The sequence below is a fragment of the Bacteroides mucinivorans genome, assembly GCF_034654355.2.
GTDB lineage: Bacteria > Bacteroidota > Bacteroidia > Bacteroidales > Bacteroidaceae > Bacteroides > Bacteroides nordii.
Window position 1 is genome coordinate 3259696 of sequence record NZ_CP178179.1, and the last position, 21782, is coordinate 3281477.

The 21782-nt window shown below is 39.9% G+C and carries 26 protein-coding genes; 2 read left to right on the forward strand and 24 right to left on the reverse strand.

Annotated elements, in window-relative coordinates; translation table 11 throughout:
- The 14 genes from VCM39_RS12370 to VCM39_RS12435 all read right to left on the reverse strand — a co-directional run bounded on the left by VCM39_RS12370 (position 1) and on the right by VCM39_RS12435 (position 14695).
- Positions 1-1515 (reverse strand): hypothetical protein, encoded by a 1515-nt coding sequence (locus tag VCM39_RS12370; RefSeq protein WP_322932573.1) that lies wholly within the window; start codon positions 1513-1515, stop codon positions 1-3.
- Positions 1512-3563, reverse strand: a complete 2052-nt coding sequence (locus tag VCM39_RS12375) for a hypothetical protein (protein ID WP_322932572.1) — start codon at positions 3561-3563, stop codon at positions 1512-1514. Before VCM39_RS12375 ends, VCM39_RS12370 begins: the two co-directional genes overlap by 4 nt.
- Positions 3560-6664, reverse strand: a complete 3105-nt coding sequence (locus tag VCM39_RS12380; RefSeq protein ID WP_322932571.1) for a tape measure protein — start codon at positions 6662-6664, stop codon at positions 3560-3562. Before VCM39_RS12380 ends, VCM39_RS12375 begins: the two co-directional genes overlap by 4 nt.
- The gene (locus tag VCM39_RS12385) at positions 6654-7274 is read right to left on the reverse strand and encodes a hypothetical protein (protein ID WP_322932570.1); all 621 of its coding nucleotides are present in this window, start codon (positions 7272-7274) and stop codon (positions 6654-6656) included. Before VCM39_RS12385 ends, VCM39_RS12380 begins: the two co-directional genes overlap by 11 nt.
- Positions 7275-7357: 83 nt before the next feature.
- The gene (locus VCM39_RS12390) at positions 7358-7843 is read right to left on the reverse strand and encodes a phage tail tube protein (protein ID WP_322932569.1); all 486 of its coding nucleotides are present in this window, start codon (positions 7841-7843) and stop codon (positions 7358-7360) included.
- Positions 7844-7875: 32 nt separating this feature from the next.
- On the reverse strand, positions 7876-8244 hold the full coding sequence (locus VCM39_RS12395; protein WP_211458561.1) for a DUF3168 domain-containing protein: 369 nt from the start codon (positions 8242-8244) through the stop codon (positions 7876-7878).
- A gap of 3 nt (positions 8245-8247) precedes the next feature.
- Positions 8248-8685, reverse strand: coding sequence for a hypothetical protein (locus tag VCM39_RS12400; protein ID WP_320997392.1), 438 nt, complete (start codon positions 8683-8685; stop codon positions 8248-8250).
- On the reverse strand, positions 8682-9008 hold the full coding sequence (locus VCM39_RS12405; protein WP_322932568.1) for a head-tail adaptor protein: 327 nt from the start codon (positions 9006-9008) through the stop codon (positions 8682-8684). Before VCM39_RS12405 ends, VCM39_RS12400 begins: the two co-directional genes overlap by 4 nt.
- Entirely contained in the window at positions 9005-9316 is a 312-nt protein-coding gene (locus VCM39_RS12410; RefSeq protein WP_320997394.1) for a head-tail connector protein, read from the reverse strand. The genes VCM39_RS12405 and VCM39_RS12410 overlap by 4 nt, the downstream gene beginning before the upstream one ends.
- A gap of 1 nt (position 9317) precedes the next feature.
- The gene (locus VCM39_RS12415; protein WP_322932567.1) at positions 9318-10556 is read right to left on the reverse strand and encodes a phage major capsid protein; all 1239 of its coding nucleotides are present in this window, start codon (positions 10554-10556) and stop codon (positions 9318-9320) included.
- 4 nt (positions 10557-10560) lie between these two features.
- On the reverse strand, positions 10561-11154 hold the full coding sequence (locus VCM39_RS12420) for an HK97 family phage prohead protease (protein ID WP_322932566.1): 594 nt from the start codon (positions 11152-11154) through the stop codon (positions 10561-10563).
- Between the two features lie 10 nt (positions 11155-11164).
- Positions 11165-12424, reverse strand: coding sequence for a phage portal protein (locus VCM39_RS12425; RefSeq protein WP_322932565.1), 1260 nt, complete (start codon positions 12422-12424; stop codon positions 11165-11167).
- Between the two features lie 268 nt (positions 12425-12692).
- Positions 12693-14315, reverse strand: a complete 1623-nt coding sequence (locus VCM39_RS12430) for a terminase large subunit (RefSeq protein WP_322932564.1) — start codon at positions 14313-14315, stop codon at positions 12693-12695.
- Positions 14312-14695, reverse strand: a complete 384-nt coding sequence (locus VCM39_RS12435) for a phage terminase small subunit P27 family (RefSeq protein ID WP_320997399.1) — start codon at positions 14693-14695, stop codon at positions 14312-14314. The genes VCM39_RS12430 and VCM39_RS12435 overlap by 4 nt, the downstream gene beginning before the upstream one ends.
- Before the next feature lie 290 nt (positions 14696-14985).
- Here VCM39_RS12435 and VCM39_RS12440 point away from each other — a divergent pair, with 290 nt between their 5' ends.
- Positions 14986-15171: an acyltransferase gene (locus VCM39_RS12440; RefSeq protein ID WP_251235005.1), complete on the forward strand. Its 186-nt coding sequence runs from the start codon at positions 14986-14988 to the stop codon at positions 15169-15171.
- 40 nt (positions 15172-15211) lie between these two features.
- Positions 15212-15610, forward strand: coding sequence for a DUF5053 domain-containing protein (locus VCM39_RS12445; RefSeq protein ID WP_251235006.1), 399 nt, complete (start codon positions 15212-15214; stop codon positions 15608-15610).
- Between the two features lie 146 nt (positions 15611-15756).
- Here the strand turns inward: VCM39_RS12445 and VCM39_RS12450 are convergent, their stop codons facing one another.
- From VCM39_RS12450 to VCM39_RS12495, 10 genes are all read right to left on the reverse strand, one after another.
- Positions 15757-16476 (reverse strand): Rha family transcriptional regulator, encoded by a 720-nt coding sequence (locus tag VCM39_RS12450; protein WP_322932563.1) that lies wholly within the window; start codon positions 16474-16476, stop codon positions 15757-15759.
- Between the two features lie 227 nt (positions 16477-16703).
- The gene (locus VCM39_RS12455; protein WP_251235008.1) at positions 16704-17012 is read right to left on the reverse strand and encodes an HNH endonuclease signature motif containing protein; all 309 of its coding nucleotides are present in this window, start codon (positions 17010-17012) and stop codon (positions 16704-16706) included.
- Complete coding sequence (locus VCM39_RS12460; protein WP_322932562.1) at positions 16966-17292, reverse strand: hypothetical protein; 327 nt, start codon at positions 17290-17292, stop codon at positions 16966-16968. Before VCM39_RS12460 ends, VCM39_RS12455 begins: the two co-directional genes overlap by 47 nt.
- Positions 17267-17452, reverse strand: coding sequence for a hypothetical protein (locus VCM39_RS12465; RefSeq protein ID WP_211458529.1), 186 nt, complete (start codon positions 17450-17452; stop codon positions 17267-17269). Before VCM39_RS12465 ends, VCM39_RS12460 begins: the two co-directional genes overlap by 26 nt.
- A gap of 459 nt (positions 17453-17911) precedes the next feature.
- Positions 17912-19261 carry a PcfJ domain-containing protein gene (locus tag VCM39_RS12470; protein WP_322932561.1) on the reverse strand — a complete coding sequence of 450 codons (1350 nt, stop codon included), beginning with the start codon at positions 19259-19261 and terminating at the stop codon, positions 17912-17914.
- A gap of 3 nt (positions 19262-19264) precedes the next feature.
- Positions 19265-19633: a PcfK-like family protein gene (locus VCM39_RS12475; protein ID WP_322932560.1), complete on the reverse strand. Its 369-nt coding sequence runs from the start codon at positions 19631-19633 to the stop codon at positions 19265-19267.
- Positions 19634-19822: 189 nt separating this feature from the next.
- On the reverse strand, positions 19823-20764 hold the full coding sequence (locus VCM39_RS12480; RefSeq protein ID WP_322932559.1) for a hypothetical protein: 942 nt from the start codon (positions 20762-20764) through the stop codon (positions 19823-19825).
- A gap of 15 nt (positions 20765-20779) precedes the next feature.
- Positions 20780-20998, reverse strand: a complete 219-nt coding sequence (locus VCM39_RS12485) for a hypothetical protein (protein WP_211460443.1) — start codon at positions 20996-20998, stop codon at positions 20780-20782.
- The gene (locus tag VCM39_RS12490) at positions 20998-21207 is read right to left on the reverse strand and encodes a hypothetical protein (RefSeq protein WP_320997407.1); all 210 of its coding nucleotides are present in this window, start codon (positions 21205-21207) and stop codon (positions 20998-21000) included. Before VCM39_RS12490 ends, VCM39_RS12485 begins: the two co-directional genes overlap by 1 nt.
- 5 nt (positions 21208-21212) lie before the next feature.
- Positions 21213-21743 carry a hypothetical protein gene (locus VCM39_RS12495; RefSeq protein WP_322932558.1) on the reverse strand — a complete coding sequence of 177 codons (531 nt, stop codon included), beginning with the start codon at positions 21741-21743 and terminating at the stop codon, positions 21213-21215.
- Positions 21744-21782 lie beyond the last annotated feature (39 nt).

The window sequence follows — 21782 nt, forward strand, 5'->3', positions numbered from 1 at the left end:
TTAAAATGTTACTTCTTCTCTGACCTTTGCCACACCTACCGTGGCTTCACATATGAATTTCACAGAATCGGTCCTTACGTCGTCTTCAGTTATATGTACACTCTCACGGGCGGAGGAATGATTTTCATTCCAGATTGCATCACTCGCTATGTCTACCAAGTCTGTCCCGGATTCCCTGGTCCATTCCCATCTGGTCGCTTCACCTGTAACATTCTTGAAATAGCGTAATACTTTAGCTGTGAGTGTCGTATCTATCTTATTGTCGATAACAAAATATCCGTCACTTGAATCAATCTCCATACGTAAATCACCCGTACCCAAAGTATCTTCAACGATCTTTTCCAACTGTTCTATCTTTCCGGTAAAATACAAGCTATCGACATAAGCCGAATACCCGGTCATGTCCGCACCGAAAACAGAGAGATTGGCAAGATCACCGAACTGCATTGCAATGTTAGAGAAGGAATATTCCCACCAATCAACATTCTTTAGATAGCGCGTATAAGTACGCGTCTGGTACATGCTTGACTGACGGGACTTATTGCTAACATTACCAAAGCATACGAAGTGCATCATTGCAGTAGGCGATACGGGATTAGGATAGTTATCCGAAGCATTACGAAGCTCAAAACGGAATTTACTGTTAAGTCCCGTTCCTATGATTTCAGTAATGCGGAAAAATACAGTCGTGAACCCGGCGAACCTACGGTTACCCTTTCCGTCATCGTAATCCTCCGTAGCATTGCCTGATTCATAATGGTACATGCCCATTGCCAGGTCATCGAAAGCGACCGCGCCAATCTGCCCGGCTTCCAATTTCAAGGTCACGACACCGGTATTCAGTTCATTCCCTTCCGGATCGGTATCCATTACAACGGACTCTATAATGCCGCCACCCGGGGCAGACCACTTCTCACCGGTGGTAACGTCCACATAGTTGTACCTGAATTCAGAAGTTTCAAACCACTCATTGACACGTAACGATCTGAGTTCGCCGTGACCGGATGCGGTAAAGAGACCGCCATGTCCGGTTATACCGCCGGCAAAACTCTCGCCCAACTGCATACCGCCACCTGCGGTGACCAAGCCTTGAGAAATCAAGCCTTTTATGAAGGTGATAAGCTCGGATGCTGAATTCGGGATGTCTTTACGAAGAAAAACATCATAGAGTTTTTCAATCTTACCCAGTACAACTTTTATAGCTGCATCAATTTCCGCAAGTGTACGAAGAGAAGATAGTGTGTTATCATCAGTCAGTTCCGCATCCTTATTGCCTTTCTCGATAATACGGGATCGGATCTCAAGAAGAGTACGTAATGCCGATAATACATTTTTATCTGTTAATGACTTTATATCAGTAGTTTTTACTATATCAACAGATTCGCTTCCACTGCCCCCACCAGGGATAGTTACGGTATTACCATCGGAAGAACGTATAACCGTAGTTCCGATCGGATAATTTTTCGATCGTGGTTGGGCAGGAATAGCCTTTGTTTTTATAGTTACATCTTTCATACTTCAAGCATAACACACCGGAATTTGTTCATTTTATAATCTATGCTGCCTCCGGTATTAATAAATATCTTACCAACCATAAAGTTGTCCGACAAACGGGTAATAGGTGCTAATTCTGACGTCTCTTGTATTTCTTGGGTAAGCTTTGTATGTATATCCCCATAGCGATTTATTATACGCCGTATAAGTTGTTCCTCTGGACGGATCGTTTTTTCTTCTATTGCTGAATAAAGATTATCTTCTAAGTATTTATCTCCAAGCATGACTTTACTATAGCAGGCACCATCATTGTTATATGAGGATATTTTAAACTCTATTTCGTCAAGTTCGTTGATATAAACCTCATTGACTACATTTTCATAATAACGGTCTGAATTCGATTCTTCATTATCGGAATTATCTTCCTTTTGATAAACCAATTTAAAATCTTTAAGAAAAATCCCATAAGGAATTTCCCCATTAGGGTACTTCCCTCTCAAATTTATACCAATCAGTTCCAATACCAACTCACCTACCATTTGTTCCGATATTGGTATTACATAACCCGATAATCCCGTATAGGGCATCGATAACGTTTTAGTGTTTCTAAAAGGGATATATTCTGAATTATTATCCTGTTCATACGGAAGGCGAAAAGAAGCAATTTCATCAACCCACACTGAACCATTAAAATACTTTTGCCCTATTCTTAATCTGAATAACAACTGGTCTGATGTTTTTAAATCCGATGAGGATATATCAGCATTCCTAAATGGAGACATTTCTTTATCAACAAAGAATTTGACACTACCTGAAATACTTAGCGCCCCATCCGAATAAGACCCGGTAACTCCCTTTAATACTAATATAGAATGTTTGTTATCAAATCCAGAAAATGTACTATCAAGCCTTTGCCTAATCTGGATAACATCAGTATAATTATAATCGCGTATATTGGGATTACCATCTTTTACTTCATAATTACAATATTGCAATGGAAGTGCTCCAAGAAGATTACCTACATCAACCTTACCTTGATAGCTTTCAAGATTTTCAACAAGAGTTAAAGTGGCACGATCATAGGTATATTGTTTCATATCCCATTTACAAGGTATTTTATACCGTCGGTGTGACACTTTTTCTCCTTCCGAGATATCGGTTATGGATAGTATTTTTAATTCATCAATATCCTCTTCTGGTATAGCATTGTTAATAGGATAATTACTGGTCTTAACGGTCACTTTATTAAATCCGGGGACAAGATCCAAAGTATGGTCATTTCCTGCAAACCCGGCCTTTTGTACATTCAACACTCCCGGAAGAGAGACGGGTTCCCACGTTTCTAAATTAGAGGAATAACGACGGTAATCCCCTTGGTAGTCCATATCTACAAAGTACAATTCACCTTTCCAATCAACGCACGTCCAATTTAACAATTTACAAATCTCTTCCAATACCTCTTTATTGGTCATGGCCTTATCGTCTTCATCAAAAAAATCTTGTTCGCTGACTGTCATCTCGGACAATACATTATCTGTACTGGCTTTATAGTCTGATTCTGATTTTGAATACACATACGGAATATATACAGCGTTATATCTCGCATTAGACAGTTCTATTCCTTTTTTCACCAAATTCCAAAGGGACACAAAGTCCTTTCCGCCTTCTTTCATTTGTTTATATGGAATAAACTCTAAGGTAGACATTGCAGACTGGCATTCTATTTCCAGCTCGAACAACGCTGAGCTATAATCTTGGGTATAAAGTTCTGGCTTTATGAATCCGCACCAAGTAACAATCCCGTCCCTTTTGAAAGTAACACGATATTGCTGATAAGAAGTGGAATACAGATGTTGGAGGTAATCACTGCCGACGACACGGATATTGGCCGTACTAAACCTTGTGGGAACATACGCAAAATCATCATCGTCAATCTCTACCGTAAAAGGGGATCCGGCAGGTATGAGTTCCATAACTTCACCGACATAATCCTCTTTTTCAATTTCGATCGTACAAGATTCATTCCTAAGAGTCGCAAAAGATATTGTATAGATCAATCCGTAATTCATAATGGTTTCTTTCCTTGTGATTTAAGTTCATTATTTATTGTCAATAGCAAATCCTTTCCCCTCACTTTCGTTGTCATGGATTGCGATACAGACGGTGTACCAGCCATCGTCCTTCCCGATTGTATTGCCTGCCATAACCTTGACTGCTGGCTTTGGTTCAATATCATTTCACCGGCATTGACACGGGCCAATATTTTATCTCCCGAAGTAGGACCACCGGTAACAATACCACCATTAGCAAATTTAGGAACGGCAGCCATAGCGATAAGACTCTGCATCGCAGCAATCTGTGCTTCTGCAAGTCCTACACCGACAAAAGGTATGGCCGCATATGCTGCAGTACTTTTTGCAGCCATCTCGACAGAAGCGGCTCCTGCCTTTGCCGTACTTGCCGCCACCTCCGTGACCGCTTGTGTGGCCAAAGCAGCTGTTTCTGTGGTTATATTGGTAACTTTTGCTGCTGTTGCCGCCGACTCTATTGCAGTTTCCGTCTCTTTAGCCTTGACTAATTTATTTGTCAGATCGGTCATGTTCTCAATCATTTTGGCAATGGAGAGGAAGGAATCAACGACATTGGTCATCGCATTCCAAACAGCCATAACCTTTTCCCATCCGGATGCGTCGACATCGTTCATTATATCCCGGAGTTGTGAAAAAGCATTCACTACACGATCAGAGCTACCGGCAATCTCTTTTATCCCGGAATATACTCCTTCATTAAGCTCTTTAGTGAAATTCTTAATGTCCTGCTTTACTTGTGCCAGTTTCAAGGCTTCTTCCAGAGTAGGAACGTTAGCTATAGCATTGGCTATTTCATCCGATAGGGTTTTTCCTATGCTACGAGCCTGTTCTTTTAGTTTATCTGCATATTCTTTTGCTTTATCCAAATTCTCAGTGGCAATATCCACTTCACCTTTCTTGTAATCAAAAGTGGTATCACGGGGCTCAATTTTAATGGGACTTTTCAACATTTCCGCATTCATTTGCATCGCGGCAATAAACAGATTAGCTTCATTCCCTATCCCCTTAATGCCCGCAGCAGATTTCGCTGCGTCCAAAGCTAAAGAAGCAAGATTCTCATTCAATTCTTTTTGGGAAATAAGCCCTTTTCCAAACTGAACCTGATACTCCTTTACCTTATCACTATAGCCCTTTTGTATTCTCTCGAATTCAACAAGAGCGGCATTCTTATCCTGATCTTTAACTGCTTTCTCGGCAGCCATCTTCAGATTTTGATAATACTCACTTTCGAGAACATCTTTATCCCCAGTACCTTTAGCCTGGGTGAACATTTTTACACTTAACTCGCCTAAAGACTTATTATATTCAGCTTGAGTAATCTTACCGATCTCTAATTCAGCACCTAATTCCTCTAATTGTTTATCGTATGATTCCTGTTGTTTTTGAAGAGTGGTTTTCTTTTTATCATCATCGGATTCAATAATAGAAGACGTGGTGTGGTCTACTTTTATTTTTTCAGAGTCAAGCCTTCCTTTGGCGTCTTTTAATATTTTAGCATATTCAATAAAAGAATCAAGATCATTACGTAATCCATTTTCCCAACCAACGGCATCAACCATTGAAACTTTGTATTTCGCTTTAAACTTTTCCTCTTTAACCATATCTCCACGAGCCATAGCCCAATCAGGAGCCATATCTTTAATAGACTTTCCATTATAGGATTTCTTTCCTATTTTTCTTAATTCGTTTTCACTACTTGCCACCTCTTGTGCTGCCAATTCCGCACGTGCTACCCCTTCCAGTATTGCAATTCGATCAGCTATTACTTTATTTACATCTTGATTTACAGTAAGCTGTGTACCAAGTATGCTATTGATCTGACTGAGTATGCTTTTTTTCTCCGATAAAGTCACGTTAGCTGCATTATAAGCAGACTGTAGAGATTTTATTTTAATAATTTCTGAATGAGACTCAGATACATTATCTATCCGGCCTTTGTATTCATCAAATAATCCTTTTATTCGCTTGGACTCTTCATAGGCGTTATACAGCTTGGCTACTACAGCGCCAATCACCGATAATATAGCAGTCGGAGCTAATGAAATAAGAGTTGCTTTTATAGAAGATATAGCTCTTTTAAACGCCATCCTTACAGATGCGCTCATTTTATTAGCTTTCCATTCAACTTCATTAAATTTTTGTCCGGTTTCTTTAGCCGTACGACGTGCCGCAGATTTAGCTGCAAGTTCTGCCTGGGAAATAGCAATAATTATTTTGTTAACTAACCTGCTTGTAACCATTACTAATATGGCCGCAACCAAGTAAGTTATAATACTTCTTATATTATCAGACGCCTTCTGTACACATCCAGCCAACCAATCTATCAAAGCTTTATACTTACTTTGTACATCTGTTCCATTGACGAGCTCTGTAAATACGTTCTTTAAACGATTCACAGATGTTTCCAAATTATCCGTATCCACATTCGGAATCATCTCATTAAGAGCATTTGCAAATTTAGGAAGGATATCAGCACTCATCAGCTTACCTTGCTTCATCAGCTTGTCAAGTCCAGCAACAGAGGTTCCTGCCGCTTTAGCCATTGCCTGTAATGCAATAGGTAGTCGTTCTCCCATCTGTAAACGTAACTCTTCAGAACTGATCTTTCCTTTACTCATCATCTGAGAAAGAGCAAGGAAAACACCATTACTATCATCAGCACTCATACCGAAAGCTGTAACAGCCCGGGAAACAGATTCAAAGATTTTACGCTGGTCCATCATGGAGATACCGGAAATGGAAGCAGCAGCCGTAAATTTGGCAAAATTCCCGGTCAAAGCGTTAATCTCTAATCCGTACTTCTTTGCCATATCGATCAGAAACCTTTGATTATCGGCAAACTGTGCCATTCCTCCGGAAACATTCTTCAATGCTGTAGTTACCCGGTTGGTCTCCCTGGCTACATCGATAAGACGGGAGACGAAATTACTCAGCCCTAAACCACCGGCACCCAAAGCTGCTGCAAAAGTTAAAAACTGCATCTGCATCGATTTGAATGCAGCCTTCACTTGACTTGTACCTCTTTTAAAGTTCTCTGTCAAGAAATTGATCGCTATCGAAAATGATAATCTACCTGCCATTATAATCGGATTTTTTTGTTTTCATAAATTTTTCAAATCTCTCAGAATCTTTGTTGATAGCTCTTTCCGCTTCACGTTTTACCTCTGCTTCCTCCCAGGGGAACATGATAAGATCCCGCGCCCCGTTCTTCATTTTCTTTGCGTCGATATGCGGCAGCATGGTGAAGAATGTCCAAAGGCGACTACTCTCCATATTCTCTTTTTTTTGCTGTTCGTGTGAAGCGATATACATAGGGAGATCGCATAGTTCCATCTCATTCAATGCATAGCTTGCATCTAACCCCACCATAATAAGAGTCGATACAATATCCTTGATATAGCTCTGCGAACCGATATCTGTATCACCTTCTGTTTGCCTCTGCTCTTGGAACTGCGCCAATACAGCAGTTTCCCGTTTTAATGCCATTACCATTTCGCGGGTAATCTTATTGTTTGATAGCGTTTGTCGAAACACCTCAAAAGTGAACATCTTCCCCGGAGAATTACATATTGTAGTAGTATACAATAATACCTCTACATCTTCCTGATTCGCATAATCCATAAGGGAAAAAGGCTTCTTGCGAAATTGTTCCCAACGTATAATCGCTTTTATTGTCAACCCTATTTTCATCGCTTGCTAATTAAAAAAGGCGGCCATCATAGACCGCCTTTACGACATTTTCTAATATTTCTTTAAACCGGACATTTCCATTCTTACCCACCGGAAACCACTATACTTTCTACAGGTTTTAATGCGCCAACTCCCTTGAAAGAAGCACTGACAGACACAATCTGTCCGTTATCAGACTTGATAGACAAGGATGTGATTATCACTTTACCGGTATAATTCTTTTCTGTCGTATCTTTATTGAATGTCCCTCCAAAATTATCTTGATCTTCCGCTTTTGCACTCCCAAAGAAAAAGTCCAAAGGATCGCCGGCTATTTGCTTATCCAACAAGGTATCAAAGCTCATAGCACCCTGTTTACGTGTCAACAGGGATTCACTCGAAATAGTGAAGCTTTTTTTGCCGGCCAGTGAACCGGCCCAATCACCCATCATTTTGTTTGAGATATCAAGTTCTTCCGTGTTGATGTCAAGTCCTGCACTTGATCCGAATGCTATCGGATCTTCTCCTATGAAAAGCATGAGTTCACCATCGAAGATGTCTACACTCGAATCTAATTTCTTATCGGCCATATTTACTTAAAGTTTTAATATTACGTTTCATTTTATTCTACTGAAAATTGAAGCACTTGAAAATATTTTCCATCCGAATAATCTTCTGTGGAATCTTCCAGATGTATGGTCATATCCGGATTAGAAAAGCTACCTTCCAAAGCCTCGTATATAAGAGAAGCCAATTGCAGGCTACGTTCATAATCATCACTGACCGCGTTTACAAATACTGTAGGAATCTGCCGGGCAACCCCCATCTTCGTATATTCCTGTTTGTAACCATCACGCTGATAAATGATAAAGTCTCCTTCCGTATTCATTGGAGCAACAACAGGAAACACCTTCTGTCCTATCAAAGAGGTAATTTCTTCTGTTTCAAGCAGAATGCCCCTAACCTCGGTTGTAATTGCCAGTTTATTCATTTTTTAGCTCCTATTATTAATTCGCTGGACGGCTCTTTGAACACCTTTATAAAGAGCGTCCATAGCCTTGTTTTCTTCGCTTACCTTTGCATCAGACCAAAAACGGTTGGCCGGCATAATACCCCGGTTAGCCCCTCCTTTTGTTCTCCTTACTTTCGTACCGGAATCAACCAAATGCGCGTGGTTACCACCGGGACGGGCAAAACCGGACAGCGCTCCTAACTTATTACGCTTTACCCGGTTGGTAAATGAATTCATCAGGTGGTTTGTCTGTTTTCCGTGACGGAGAATACGAGACCGGAGGTTAGCCCGTCCCTTAACCCTAAAAACATTAACAGCAGACCGGAGACCGCTCCTAATAGCCTTATCCTTTTCAAAATTCTCCAAATTATATATGAAGTATTGAATGTTTTCACGATCTATTTCCTTGATCTCAATCATGTGTCAATTTTTTCCAGGGTTAATAACAAACTGTTGTCGTTTATCTGCAAATTCACCATTTTAAGATTATACTCATTACCATTATAGACAACATGCTGGTTTTCTTTAATAACCGGATAATTACGTACTTGAAAAACAAGCGTATGCCCGATAAATTGTTCCATCGCACTGACGCCGTCCCTGTCTGCAATAAGTGACATCTTCTTTCTACATGCCCGGCATTGAAATACCTCTTTATACTCTCTCCTTACCGCCCCTGTAGGTCCCTGTGTTTCTATCGCAGACTTGAATACAAGCATCTCGCGTAATAATCCTGCTCTCATTTTGAATAATCCCTATAAAGATCAACTAAGTATTTCGCCCCTTGAGGGATTTCTTTCAAAGTGGCGTATGCCGTATTTTCCCGATTTGCATAATAGGCACCAAGACACAACAACATCGCCTGAATCAGTGGAGCAGGAATAACCTTACCACCATCAATGGTGGCAAGGTCTTCTACAGACACACAAAGCTCTTTCGCTGTTTTTTCTTCAGCTACAGTAATCAGAGCTTCTATATAAGAATCTTCATCCGTATACGAGGGCTCTATATTCAAGTGCCTTTTTGCCATATCTAAGGTCAAGTATGCCATGCTATTTCATAGAGGCGATAGAGAATGATTCTGAACGAATCATACCCATATTCCAATAAGAATTAACAACCAAACGAACTACACCTTCTAACATACGGGAATATGGGTCTACTTTGATTTCCAAAGCTCCCCACTGACCAATGAAATAATCATTCCAGTTACCAAAGATTATTCCATATTCGTCTTTACTTTCTTGTAAGTCCTTAGGTAAATTGTTAGTACGCAGAGAACGATAACCATTCAACATTCCCATCCCGTTTTCTCCGAAAATGAAACCACCGGCACCAGAAGCATCTTTTACTTTCGTCTTAGCCTTCCCGACTAGGGCCGGATGCATAATATATGCCAGATTACCGTATAAAGCATTTTGCAAATCAGCATTCGTTTCCAACTCTACGACCTTTGCCCAATCCATCGTACCGGAAATAGTCGGTACGTCTCGAAATAGCCCATCGGGTTTGTTATCATCATGCGCATGAGTCCCAAATGCTGTCTGTTCCACTTTTTGGGCGATAGCGGTTGCCAGAGTCTGGCGAATAATAGCTTCAACGGATGTATTTTCCTGAATAAGTAACTGCTCGGAGATATCAACATAGGCAGTCAGACGTTTCGGTTTGTACGCATCCCCTTTGGAAAATTCACCTGCTCCATCTTTTGCTTTAGCGTTCTCACCTTCCCAGAACACATTTGAACCGCTATATTTAGGCCAATAGATATCTCCCTGCAATCCTGTCATGAACCGGGCTCCGGCTTTCGCCAGCACTAAAGATGCCTGTAAGGGCAACAACATTTCTTGTTGCTCCTGATCTATTACAACTCCGGTAGTTGATTCTGTAGCTGCTGTAAATGTGGCGCGTGACTCAATAGGAAGCACAAGTGATGTCTTAGAAGCCCGCTGAACACCACAACTGTTATGAAAATTCGTTGTTGATTCAATTACGGATGCATCAGCTGCATTTTGTTCTTGACCGGACACATAATTAGCCAATGCTCTACGGAATGAAAATCTTTCTTGTCCAGGTTGTACATGCGGTTTTGCAATTCCACGGTTCATAATTTCACGTTCCTCAATCTCAAGCTCGATCTCAGCCCTACGGCGCTGGTTTTCTCCCAGTTCTTCCGTTTCTTCCGGCTTAAACTGGCGGTTCTCAGTTCTAGCTGCGTTAATAATTTCCTTAGAACGGGTAATCAACTGATTCCTTTCGTCCTTTAACTCTGTGATACTCTTCTCTTTTGCCATAAATTTATAAATTTAGTGATTTCTCTATAACCTGATAGTACTCCTCCGGTACTGCCTGTTCACGCTTACGGAGTTCCTCTTCCGCCTGTTCTTTACCGCGAAGACACACGGATGTCTTACTGTATGCGGCATTATATACCGGTGCCACATCGTACAAATTGCCGATTTTGTGAACAGTACGTTTCCATGTTCCGTTGTCCTTTTTCTCCCAAGTGTCACTTTCTACGTCAAAGCAGAAAGAACTCTGATCTATCTCCCCACGACGGAGATTTTCTAATAATTCCTCCCCTAGTGCCGTTTTAGGAGCTTCAAACCGATATTTAAGCCCTTTGTTATCTACCGATAAATGCAATGAACCGGTACCCTCCTTACTTCTTGCAAGGATTCCCCGGTTTTTGTCATGGTTAAGAGCAGCAAACACATCACTCCTTGCAACAACACCGTCCAAAGCTCCGCGTTCTATAACCTCCTCAAACCACAATCCGTCAGAAGGAGTGTCAAACAGTAGCGCATACCCCTCTACAGTCCTTTTTTCCTCCGCATCCCCAGTAAGTTGCACTTGGAATGCAGTATTTCTTATTTCTCTTTTTTCGTCCATAACTACATTTTTAATCAATAACCACAGAGTTGTCCGACACTTTTTGATTATTTTGTGCATCTACTACTTTTTCCTTCACGGCATTGTCAATGGTCTGCACATTCACCTGTACAAAAGCCTTGTCACCATTCTCTATCCTTGGAAGATTGTTCTCCCTGCGGATCTCGTTCGGAGTGGCTGCACCAACGTTGGCCATATCTTTCCAATAAGCAGCCTGGGCACTTTTATCTGTCCTTAATATGGCGGACGTATCGAACTCAGAGATAAACTTCCCGCGTTCGGAAGGCAAGAATACTTTACGGTTGATCTCAAGTTCTATTTTGGTAATAACCGCCAATGCCGTATCGGTAAGATATTGTAGTTGTGTAGCCTCAACTGTGGAATAGCTTGATTTGGAAAGGTCGAACGCTTTTACCGGAGATACAGAGAAAAAACGGCAAAGGTCTACAACGTTAAACTGCCGGCTCTCGATAAACTGGCTGTCTTTCGGGCTAATGGAGATAGGCTGATATTTCATATTCCCCTCAAGAACGGCAATACCGTTCGGATGCCCTGTTATGGGGTTCGTGCGTTCTTCCCATGTCCGATAAATCTGATCCTTTTTATCTTTATCCAATCTCGCCCCCTCCACAGTCAAAATACCGGCGACACTCGCACCGCTTTTAAAGAAACCTTCGGCGTGCTCCTCCGTACTGGTTGCGATACCAAGTGATTGCCGGGCATGCTCCAACGTAGATACACCAATTATGCCGTCATAAGAGAAATTAAGCACATGGATCATGTCGCGCGGCTCTACCAATTCCTTGAACCCCGTCACCTGATACCGTTTACGCATAATACCATTAGGATCCGTCACCCATGTAATCGCCACTTGGTTGGACGGAAGATATATGAGCTGTACGGCATTCATCTTGCCGTCCCTCTCGATATAGGCATAGCCGTTTCCCGTTAACAGGACAGAAGCCATCAGCGTCTTGAAAAAGACATACCTCGTCATGTCTTCATTAGGTTCCATATCAAGCAGGTAATATGCCGGATGTTCTTTCGCTTCCGATTTAAAGCCTTCCTTGTCGAGATGGTAAGTCTTCAAAGGAAGCACAGCCACACTATCTGAAATAAGGTCGACACACCTGTATACAGTAGAAAGAAGCATCGGTTTACTCCTGCTTGTGAATATTGGGCGAGCACCGTTGGAACTCCATGCCGTTACCCGTGAAGTTTCCTGTTTTGTCGCTTTTCTGATTTCAATATTGGTAAATGGTATTTTCATTGTGACATATTCTTAAATTCATGATAAAAATCCTCATCTACAAATGGGCATATGTGTTTAAACTTTTTGCGAGTATTGTCTAATGAAAAGGGTTTATATTTCTCTCCTACCTTATGCCATCCATTCAAGATACCATACGTGGCATCTTTGGTGTTATCGTTCCATGCAATAACCAACTTCCCCAAAAGTTTATCTACCCCTGTTTTCTCCCTGCGAATCATATACTTGTTCCTCCTTTTTCATGTTAACCAAAAGATTGTCCGACACCCTAATAAAATTCTCCATATCTCGGAGAAACCAAGTACACCCCCAAGGCTTCCAGCTTAGCTATTACGCCGTCTATTTTCTTTTCCTCAAACTGTTTTGACGGTTTGGTATTGCCATTACGGTCACGGGCCATAACCACATTACGGAAACAGTGCCGGTTAATGACATTGTTATCAATGACAGCTTTACCCGATAATATCAGACGTTCCATCTCTTTTGTCGGACGGTTAAAATTACCAAGAGCCTGACTAAAGGGTTCCATTGGTAATCCCTGTTCTTCGGCATTGATCACAAATTGGGTGGAGTTCCAAGAGTCATATGCAATTTTCTGGATGAATACTATTTCCCGGATACGCATTATATCATTCAAAATGTAATCGTAATCCGTCACATTGCCGGGTGTAATGGTGATAAGCCCCTGTCTCCGCCATTCTCCATACAGATCCTTGAAACGTTTTTCATACAAAGCAGCTTCCGGTAGGTAATAAAGAGTTTTGAAATAGTATTTATCCTGCGTTGGGAACATGAAGTCGACACAGGTAAGGTCACTTGTACTCGACAAGTCAATGCCGCCATAACAGTCCATGTCCCGGAATTGCTCAAAGTCGAGGTTGGCAGAAGCATTCAGGATATAGTGGTCCGGAATCCAAACCGTTTCCGCATCGCACCACATATTGATATTCTTGGTTTTGATACTCACTTCCTCAGACGGCGAGTTAATAGCTTTCCGCACCTGTTCACGCAAATATTTCGGTTTTACAGTAACCCCCAGATTAGGATTACTCTTAGCCCACACCTTTTCATCTTTCCAATCATCGCCTTCATCCAAAGAATAAATTAAGGCAAAAAGGGTATCATCCTCTTTCAATTCCATTAAAACCTCGGTACACATCTCCCTGAATTGATAGCATGGCCCCAACTTATCAAAACCGGCGGTAGTGATAATGATCAACATCGGATCATCACGCATTCCCTGTCCGGATTGAAGTACATCTTTCAGTCCGGAATTTTTGGCCGCATGGTATTCATCGAGCAAAAACATGGACGGGTTTGGCCCGTCCAATTTGGATGAATCGGCGGCCAATACCTTCAGGAAAGATAAGGTCTTGTCGAAATTTATCTGATCCCGGAATGATTCTAAGTATTTATGTTTCGGGTCAAGTCCAGATACAAAGTTCCGGCACATTTTAAAGCTGACTTTTGCCTGGTCCTTACTATTGGCGGCAAGATAGACCTCGGCAGCAGACTCACCGTCGGCGATAAGATGATAAAGGCAAAGAGCTGCCGCAAAAGCAGATTTTCCGTTTTTACGGGCCATTTCAATGTATACGGACGAAACCATCCTGCACCATGAGCCGTCATCGTCTTTTTTATAAAACCCATAGATACTCGCTACTGCAAACTCCTGCCACGGTAACAGTTCAAAAGGTTTTCCTGCATGCCTGCCTGTATAATGCCGTAATAGGGCAATAAACTCAATGGCATAATCCGCACGTTCCTCACGAAATTGAATGTCATCACGCTCAAACAGGGAATAAAAACGCCCGACAGCCAATTTTATGAATTCACCTACAAGAACATTACCGTCACGCACATCAGCGGCATACTGATAATACCCTTTCATCGCTTTTCACGTGCGCCTTTCTTTAAAAACCGGTCTAACGGCGAATCGTCTTTTTCTTCGGACTTCATAGCTTTAATACTTCCGCGACTTTTGATCGTAAGACCGTATTCCGTCATGATCTTCATCACTTGGGAATAGTTTTTTGTTGCGATATTCTGAGCAGGATTAGCCGCTTTCTCGTATTTAATCTGAATAACCGGCCCTTCCTCAAGCAATATTTCCGTAGCCTGCAAATACATCTCGTAGCTGGTTGCCAACATACGGATGGCACCAAGATCAATATTCTGAATAGCTTTTCTGGCATTCAGTTCTTTCACGACATCCTTGATAAACTTCTGAGTTTCATCGGATAAATTATCTGGCATTGCAAATTTCACCATAACTATTTTTTAGAACAACCATACAGATGTCCGACAAATAGAATTGTTAATAAATTAACAAATTCAAAATTTGAAAAAGTGCCGTGCGTGTAAAGAAGGCTGGGGCGAGGTTTCGAAAGAATTATTTACAAAAAAATGACCCCATATCCCCTACTGAATAGTTTGATAGGGAAATCCCTATTTATTTACAATCACATAATCTTTTGCATATGATTTCTTTTGCATATACAAAAGATTATGTATCTTTGTACTGTCAGATAAACGAAGTATTAACCATTAAAAAGAAAGGAATGAAAGAACTTAATGAAATTGAAAGAATTGAATTAGAAATCGAAAAGGAGAAACAAAATCTCAGAGAATGGAAGCGTAAGGTATTTATATTGGAAATAGGAAAAGAGGATGATGAAACCAGAACAAACGCTATTCTTGAAAGAATATCAGAACTCCTTAAGAGAAAAGAGAATTTAAAAAAGTAATTAACAACCCCTCTTCGGAGGGGTATTAAAACATTATGATATGAGAACTTTAAAAGATGATTTATTAAAAATGGATACTTTGCACGGGGAAGAATTAGATGCACATTTGATTGAAATGAAGGCCCTGTATACAAAGCCGGAAGAAAAGGAAGCTATAAGAAAACATCTTGATGCAGAACTTAACGCAATAGAGAATAGGGTTGATTCATTAGATAAAAGTATTACCATCAGAGAACAAATGAATGAAATCATAGATTTAGTCCCTGTATCGTACATTGCAAAGAACTACTTTGGCAAAAGCCGTGCATGGCTCTACCAGCGGATCAATGGATACAAGGTAAGAGGACGTGTTTATTCTCTCAATGAAAAAGAAGTTGAAACATTTAATCGTGCATTAAAAGATATTAGTAATAAAATCGGTTCTCTTTCAGTAAGTTAATACTGGATGTTATCTGACACTGCCTTTGTCTTGAGCCGTACAAAGGCATTTAGGGAGTAGTTATTTGCTACTCCCTTTTTCATTATACTTTATCAGGATGTCGGAACATATAACCTTTAATCTGTTTAATGTTACCTTTCTCTTTTCTATTCAGGTAGAATATGATGCTTTCTTACTAAAATAGTCACAATATCTTTCATGTCTTCTTTTATCACCTTAAGTTCCATTTCTTTTTTAATAGCATCAGATAAAGCAAACCAACCTGCAACAGTATTACAGTGAAATATATTAATTAAGTTTTTCAAATTAAAATCTAATCCAGATTTGACATCTACACTATACCCAGTAGATAAATCACATATAGGCAACCCATTCATTCCTATATCTTGCATATATTTCATAGCAGAATTCCGGATATCTCTATTATGCTTGTTAAATTCTCTTTTGAATTTCTTTAAAATATATTCTTCATTTACACCATGGTATATAGCCTTTTCCATCTCATTGAAAGCATTGATATAATTCTCTTTAAACTTAGCTGCTACTTTTCCTGTAAAACCCATTGCAAGAAAAGTAAAGCCATCACGAGTAAGGTAATACATAGGCTCTTTCTTTTTTGCATTATTAGGTAAGTCCCTAATATAGAACGAAAGCGAAAAATTTCGCTCTTGAAAACTGCTGCTACATTCTATTTTTCTAATTGAAGTCAAGACATCTTTGTGTGATTTCCCAAAATAATCGGAGACTTGCAATGATGTAGTTACCACTTGATTATTACGAATAAATACTAAAGCCGTATCGTGGCCGGACGTGTTTGTAAGAATACTATTATTCTTCTTACTTACATTTTCATTTGTTCTTGGCATTTACAGAATGAAAAATAAATCAAATAAAAAAGGCTATCGCCTCCCGTTCCGCCAAGAACAAATTACTGACAATAGTCGAGCAATCCTGTAGGGATTTGATAGCCTTATATCTTTTGCAGGTACAAGCCGTAATGACACAAAAAAAATGCATCAACTATTAATCAATATATCTGTTCTTGGCGTGAACTCTGCAAAGTAAACTACTATTTTTCATATCTGCAATAATTTTAATCATTTCTTTTATTATGAATATTTTGATGGCATTTTTTGCATAGACTCATAAGATTGTCAAAGTCATAGGCTAAGAATATACGCTGATCCGTATCATCTACACTCATAAAAGAGATAATGTGGTGTATATCCTCCGCCGGAGTAATCACGTCTTTGCTCAGACAAACCTCACACAACGGATTACACGCAAATTTCCATGCCCGCAACCGTCGCCATCGTTCTGAATTATATATTTTGCGACGTTCCGTGTCATAGAAATCACCTGTTTTCTTCTGTACCCTTTTGGGTCTGGATATAGTCGGCATAAGGAGTGATATTTATTTGTTGTGAATCTTTAATTGTCTGATATTCTATCATTCTGTAACGGTACATGAAGTATTCTATTAACTCTGAATCTGTTTTACCCAAAGCTCCGACATCTTGTATGACATACAAAACTGTATCTTGAAAGATATCTTCATAGCTACGGGAACCATAAAAGCCATGAGAACCTTTATAACATAAGGCTCTCAGCTTTTTATAATTGCGCCCTATTGCTTCAGAAACAGATGCATAGTATTTAGCCTTTTTGTACCGGTTTCTCATTTATTTTAAAATTACCAGAATCATCCATAATTTCGTCCATACCGCGAATAACCATTCCACGTATGATTACCGATATGCTCGCACCTGTTTTCTTTGACAATTCGTTAAGCAACATCCATGTGCGCTCATCAAATCGAACTGATCGTCTATTATTTCCCATATGATAATCTTATTTTATTCATTGTATTTCTTATCGGTTTTGACCATTATATTCCTTTTTTCGATATATTTGCATAACATCTAATATATATGTCAAGTAAATATAAAATTATAAATGTTATTGTCTGGTTTATAGCAATCATAGTAATCATGTTGATTGCTCTTCTTATTATATCGGTAATAATACTTGGAGACCAATATGATATCCATTCATAAATACTTATTTCTTGTTTATTACGTAAGATATTTATTAATTCTTCGGTTCTATTTGTCTTTTTCATAAACCACCATCCATATTGTTATATAAAGTAAAACTATTTCAAAAACGAATAGTTCCCTTCTTATAGCGAAAGGATTATCAAACATAAGTTCTATTTTGAAGCCTCTGAATTTCTTTCCTACCCCAACAAACCAGCGTATCCTACCTGAGAACTTTTTTATTACTCTCATTATTTTATTATTATGCTGTTAATCTTTGACGAATCAAATTCAGATTCTTTCTCACAAGACTCATAATACGCTCATGATATTCCGTATTTTTGTTACAAATGCCACGAGACTGAATAATTTCAAAAGTCTTCAACGACATCTCTATTGTCTCAATACGCTTTTCTCCAATACGAGCTGAAAGAATAAGACAATCATTACGCTTGTAGTATTCGTTAGTGTATACGCAATGGTGCATTGCTTTCCCTTCTTGGTAGAACTGGACTATGCTTTCCAATGGACGAATAGTTATACTTCCGTCCGTTATCTCCAAGCCGAAGAACTTTTCCATTCTCTTGTAGAACTTAATGATGTTCTCTCTACGTTCCTTTTCACGACGGATTGCCGCCATCCTTTCCCGTTCCCTTCTCTGCTTGGCTTCAATGTTCCTTTTCTTGTTCATTAGTAAATCATGTTCGGCTTCCAGGTTCTTAGGACAGACATATTTGGCGTTACGTACGTCTTTCTTGAAATAGAGTAGCAAGTCAATATAATCATTCCACATACCGGCATCCTTAATGATATAGTGATTGCGATTACAAATATTGAAAGACGGTTTATAACGAAGTTGGCAATACCCCTCTTTAAACATATGCTTGAGCATAGACATTTGCCCTGTCTTCAGGCAAAGTTCAGCATCGTTATTCCCCTGCAAAAGAGAACGTATGAGCCTTGACGGGTTAACATCAGGAAATTTTCGGCCAATACCACGTTTCTTCAACTCCGGTATTAGTTCTACCTTGGAATATAGATATCCGAATATAGCATATACATCCCCATAACGATAATAACTATTACCACCGTACTCATCCTTTATACTCATAGGCTCAGAATACAGCCATCCGTTTCCACCCATATTCATAGGCCTGGCCATAACCGTACGTTTCCCGTCCACCCTAATCCATTCCTGAACAGTTTCCGAAAATGAATAATGAATATGGGAAGATATATTCGGGTAAGCGCTCTTTTTATAGCTATCCCTGCAACATAGTATATGTCTTATCACCTGGAATCCTTCTACAACCTGCAGAACGGACATATACACCCCATCAGAACTTTTCTTCTTCCGGCTTACCTTTACCTTTAGTTTGTGATGACAATACGGACACTCGGTATTGTCTCCTAAAACAATAGTACCAAGCTCACTATTATTTGTATCTATCCACACTCCACCACAATCCGAACACCACAACTCTCCTTTACATCTATAGGCCTCATGGGCAAACAGGTGTTCTTCGGTCCAACGCTTATGAACATCAGTTATACCAGACAACCTGCTACTGAGTTCTGAAACTGTTTTCTGTAATTTAGTCCTCGGTTTCATAAGTTAAAACAATGACATTTGACGTGAATCTTCCAGTTCTTTCTTTAATGTTCTTTTCCTCTTTGCCGGTTCTTTCTTCTGTTGTAATTGAACTGGAGCAAGTTCCGACATACGGTTCACTACCACACGAGCATTGACGGGCTTTACATCTTTAATGTTATCCTCATCATAATAATGAACGGCCATACCATATATCTCAGCGTCCGTAAACCCGTTACAACCTGACTTGTGTACAGTACTTAGAATATAATTGCAACATTCATCAATGCTTTTATTCGCCTTAGCATATGACACAGCAAACAGTCCATCTTCTTTTGCACGCTGCTCCAGGTACTCTTGTATTGCTTTCTTAAATTCCTGTGACGATTTCATATATTTCACTTTTATAGTTATCAGCCTTATAATGTCGGTTCCCGACAACCCTCCGGGCTGTATAGGACAAGTTGCCGTAAAATGTTAAATTCTCATCTTTTAAAACATAACCAACTGATTATAAGATAGTTATTCATGCACCATAAGGTGCTTTTTACAAAACCACATAAACAATTGATTATCAAACACTTACAATTTCTTACAAATGGGCATAAATATCCCTGTCTGATAACCGGCCAGAAGTTTATCTTTGAATTCGCGTTCCAATTCACCAATTATCTCTACATACTTCTCACGCTCCTCGGGCCAATTACGAATAAAGACACGTATTGTCTCCCATTGTTTTTTGGTCAGTTTCCTATCCAAATAGAGCTGCTTGTAGCGTTCTTTGTAACGGGTCACTCCGATCCGGTATATCTCCCTGGCACGGTCAAGCTGGGAAATCTTTATCCCCTTCGCAGCAGACAATTCCCTGACAAAGCGTATCTCTGACCAGTCTTTATAAAAAATACGTCCCATTTTATTCAGGAATAAATTATCTGTGAATTCCATCATCGGAACAGACTGATGCTTATATATCGTTTCTATGCGTAGGATATTGGCCCCTACATTTCGTCCTTTCTCACCAGCCTCAAAGGTCTTATCATAAACCTTTAAAACCTTACGGAAATACTTGCTTTTTTCTGTAGTCTGCTGCTTGAATGCAGAATAGTTCGCATCATTCCAAAGGTATTTCCCGGAAACCTCGTACATCTGCTTTATGTATGAATCCGCAGGGAGAGACATCTTCATTGTAATCCCGATTTCATAGTATGTTACCACTGCATTCTCCATCCTTACACATAACCTTAACAAGACTTCCTTAATTGTCCTTACCGCCATCGCAAAGGTTATCGGGCGGCTGTTATCCAACTTCCCATACTTCCCTTTAAAATAAAGCTTGCAAATAGAACAGGTGCACCGCAACCTATTCCCACGTAACTCAATAAAGCAACCGTCAAAATTCGCATATGCCGTCGATTTGTAATAGACTTCATCACCTTCCGTACATTGCTCAAGGTAATTCCGAAGTATAATCGTATCGATATCAGATGTATCAACCGTTGCCTTTATGACCACTTTATCAAACATAATGCCGACTGTTCTTCATTTTACATAATGTATCTTGTATCCTATGGCCTGTTGGGTCTCTATGACAAAGTTTGCGATTTCCCCGGTATCAACCAGCAATTTTATTGCCACGAGCCCCTCTGTTTTGGGCTTTTGAAACAACAGCGAACATGGTTTGTCATACTGTACCCAGTGATAGAGGAATTCGGCCAAAAGAGAATCCTGTATCTGGATGATCAACTTTTCGGGTTCCATCACTTCACCACAAATATAACCGGAGTCCGATCCGGACGTAAATGTCCCATACAGAATGCTGCCATACGACAATACTTTGCCCCAAAGCTATTTTGAAATGTACACCCTTTGCATCCTTCGGTAGAAGGCAGTACCTTAATCCTCTTATCTTCTGAATATTTCATGGTAGGACCGCCCACCCTGAGCCATCTGAAATTTTCTTCATTCATATCATTTATCTTTTATATTTATCACCATAATGGAATTTCATATCATTCACTCCCGGAATACACTCTACCATGTCCCTACTGAAAATGGCCCAATGCAAATCTTTCAACGCATCCGATGGCAGAGCAACCTGCACCTCTTGATTTCCTTGATATGGCTTCATACTAATCTCGATAGTCTTTGCTATCTGGTTAGAACCACAATAATATACACCGTACCGTATTCCTCCCTGTTTCCGCTCATACATCTTATTTGTAATAAGCGGATCTGTACGTATCAGCTTAGTACCCAATTTCCTAAACATCTCATACGCTTCTTTAAAAGAATCAGCATAATAAGTCCTTTGGCAATTCTCGTAAAAGCGAGTATCTATTTGATATATCACTATTTCTCTCTTTAAAAAGTACAGACACATTCTTGCTCCCACAGAGCGATTACATCCATGAATCGGACAATAGCACATTAAGTTCTTCACAGGACCGGCACGCAGACAATGCCGGCAATCACATTTGATCTTTCCAATATCCACTTTACCCATAACCAAAGATTTAAAACTCCCGGATATTTCACCGGGAGA

Excerpts from the sequence above, each read along its gene's own strand:
- VCM39_RS12450 (WP_322932563.1), bottom strand. The coding sequence starts at position 16,476 with ATGCCAAGAACAAATGAAAATGTAAGTAAGAAGAATAATAGTATTCTT.
- VCM39_RS12475 (WP_322932560.1), bottom strand. The coding sequence starts at position 19,633 with ATGAAATCGTCACAGGAATTTAAGAAAGCAATACAAGAGTACCTGGAG.
- VCM39_RS12480 (WP_322932559.1), bottom strand. The coding sequence starts at position 20,764 with ATGTTTGATAAAGTGGTCATAAAGGCAACGGTTGATACATCTGATATC.
- VCM39_RS12390 (WP_322932569.1), bottom strand. The coding sequence starts at position 7,843 with ATGGCCGATAAGAAATTAGATTCGAGTGTAGACATCTTCGATGGTGAA.
- VCM39_RS12380 (WP_322932571.1), bottom strand. The coding sequence starts at position 6,664 with ATGGCAGGTAGATTATCATTTTCGATAGCGATCAATTTCTTGACAGAG.
- VCM39_RS12445 (WP_251235006.1), top strand. The coding sequence starts at position 15,212 with ATGAGAACTTTAAAAGATGATTTATTAAAAATGGATACTTTGCACGGG.
- VCM39_RS12460 (WP_322932562.1), bottom strand. The coding sequence starts at position 17,292 with ATGAGAAACCGGTACAAAAAGGCTAAATACTATGCATCTGTTTCTGAA.
- VCM39_RS12435 (WP_320997399.1), bottom strand. The coding sequence starts at position 14,695 with ATGGTGAAATTTGCAATGCCAGATAATTTATCCGATGAAACTCAGAAG.
- VCM39_RS12420 (WP_322932566.1), bottom strand. The coding sequence starts at position 11,154 with ATGGACGAAAAAAGAGAAATAAGAAATACTGCATTCCAAGTGCAACTT.
- VCM39_RS12490 (WP_320997407.1), bottom strand. The coding sequence starts at position 21,207 with ATGAATGAAGAAAATTTCAGATGGCTCAGGGTGGGCGGTCCTACCATG.
- VCM39_RS12385 (WP_322932570.1), bottom strand. The coding sequence starts at position 7,274 with ATGAAAATAGGGTTGACAATAAAAGCGATTATACGTTGGGAACAATTT.
- VCM39_RS12375 (WP_322932572.1), bottom strand. The coding sequence starts at position 3,563 with ATGAATTACGGATTGATCTATACAATATCTTTTGCGACTCTTAGGAAT.
- VCM39_RS12465 (WP_211458529.1), bottom strand. The coding sequence starts at position 17,452 with ATGGGAAATAATAGACGATCAGTTCGATTTGATGAGCGCACATGGATG.
- VCM39_RS12405 (WP_322932568.1), bottom strand. The coding sequence starts at position 9,008 with ATGAGAGCAGGATTATTACGCGAGATGCTTGTATTCAAGTCTGCGATA.
- VCM39_RS12400 (WP_320997392.1), bottom strand. The coding sequence starts at position 8,685 with ATGATTGAGATCAAGGAAATAGATCGTGAAAACATTCAATACTTCATA.
- VCM39_RS12440 (WP_251235005.1), top strand. The coding sequence starts at position 14,986 with ATGAAAGAACTTAATGAAATTGAAAGAATTGAATTAGAAATCGAAAAG.
- VCM39_RS12415 (WP_322932567.1), bottom strand. The coding sequence starts at position 10,556 with ATGGCAAAAGAGAAGAGTATCACAGAGTTAAAGGACGAAAGGAATCAG.
- VCM39_RS12455 (WP_251235008.1), bottom strand. The coding sequence starts at position 17,012 with ATGCCGACTATATCCAGACCCAAAAGGGTACAGAAGAAAACAGGTGAT.
- VCM39_RS12485 (WP_211460443.1), bottom strand. The coding sequence starts at position 20,998 with ATGGAACCCGAAAAGTTGATCATCCAGATACAGGATTCTCTTTTGGCC.
- VCM39_RS12495 (WP_322932558.1), bottom strand. The coding sequence starts at position 21,743 with ATGGGTAAAGTGGATATTGGAAAGATCAAATGTGATTGCCGGCATTGT.
- VCM39_RS12395 (WP_211458561.1), bottom strand. The coding sequence starts at position 8,244 with ATGAATAAACTGGCAATTACAACCGAGGTTAGGGGCATTCTGCTTGAA.
- VCM39_RS12370 (WP_322932573.1), bottom strand. The coding sequence starts at position 1,515 with ATGAAAGATGTAACTATAAAAACAAAGGCTATTCCTGCCCAACCACGA.
- VCM39_RS12430 (WP_322932564.1), bottom strand. The coding sequence starts at position 14,315 with ATGAAAGGGTATTATCAGTATGCCGCTGATGTGCGTGACGGTAATGTT.
- VCM39_RS12410 (WP_320997394.1), bottom strand. The coding sequence starts at position 9,316 with ATGGCATACTTGACCTTAGATATGGCAAAAAGGCACTTGAATATAGAG.
- VCM39_RS12425 (WP_322932565.1), bottom strand. The coding sequence starts at position 12,424 with ATGAAAATACCATTTACCAATATTGAAATCAGAAAAGCGACAAAACAG.
- VCM39_RS12470 (WP_322932561.1), bottom strand. The coding sequence starts at position 19,261 with ATGAAACCGAGGACTAAATTACAGAAAACAGTTTCAGAACTCAGTAGC.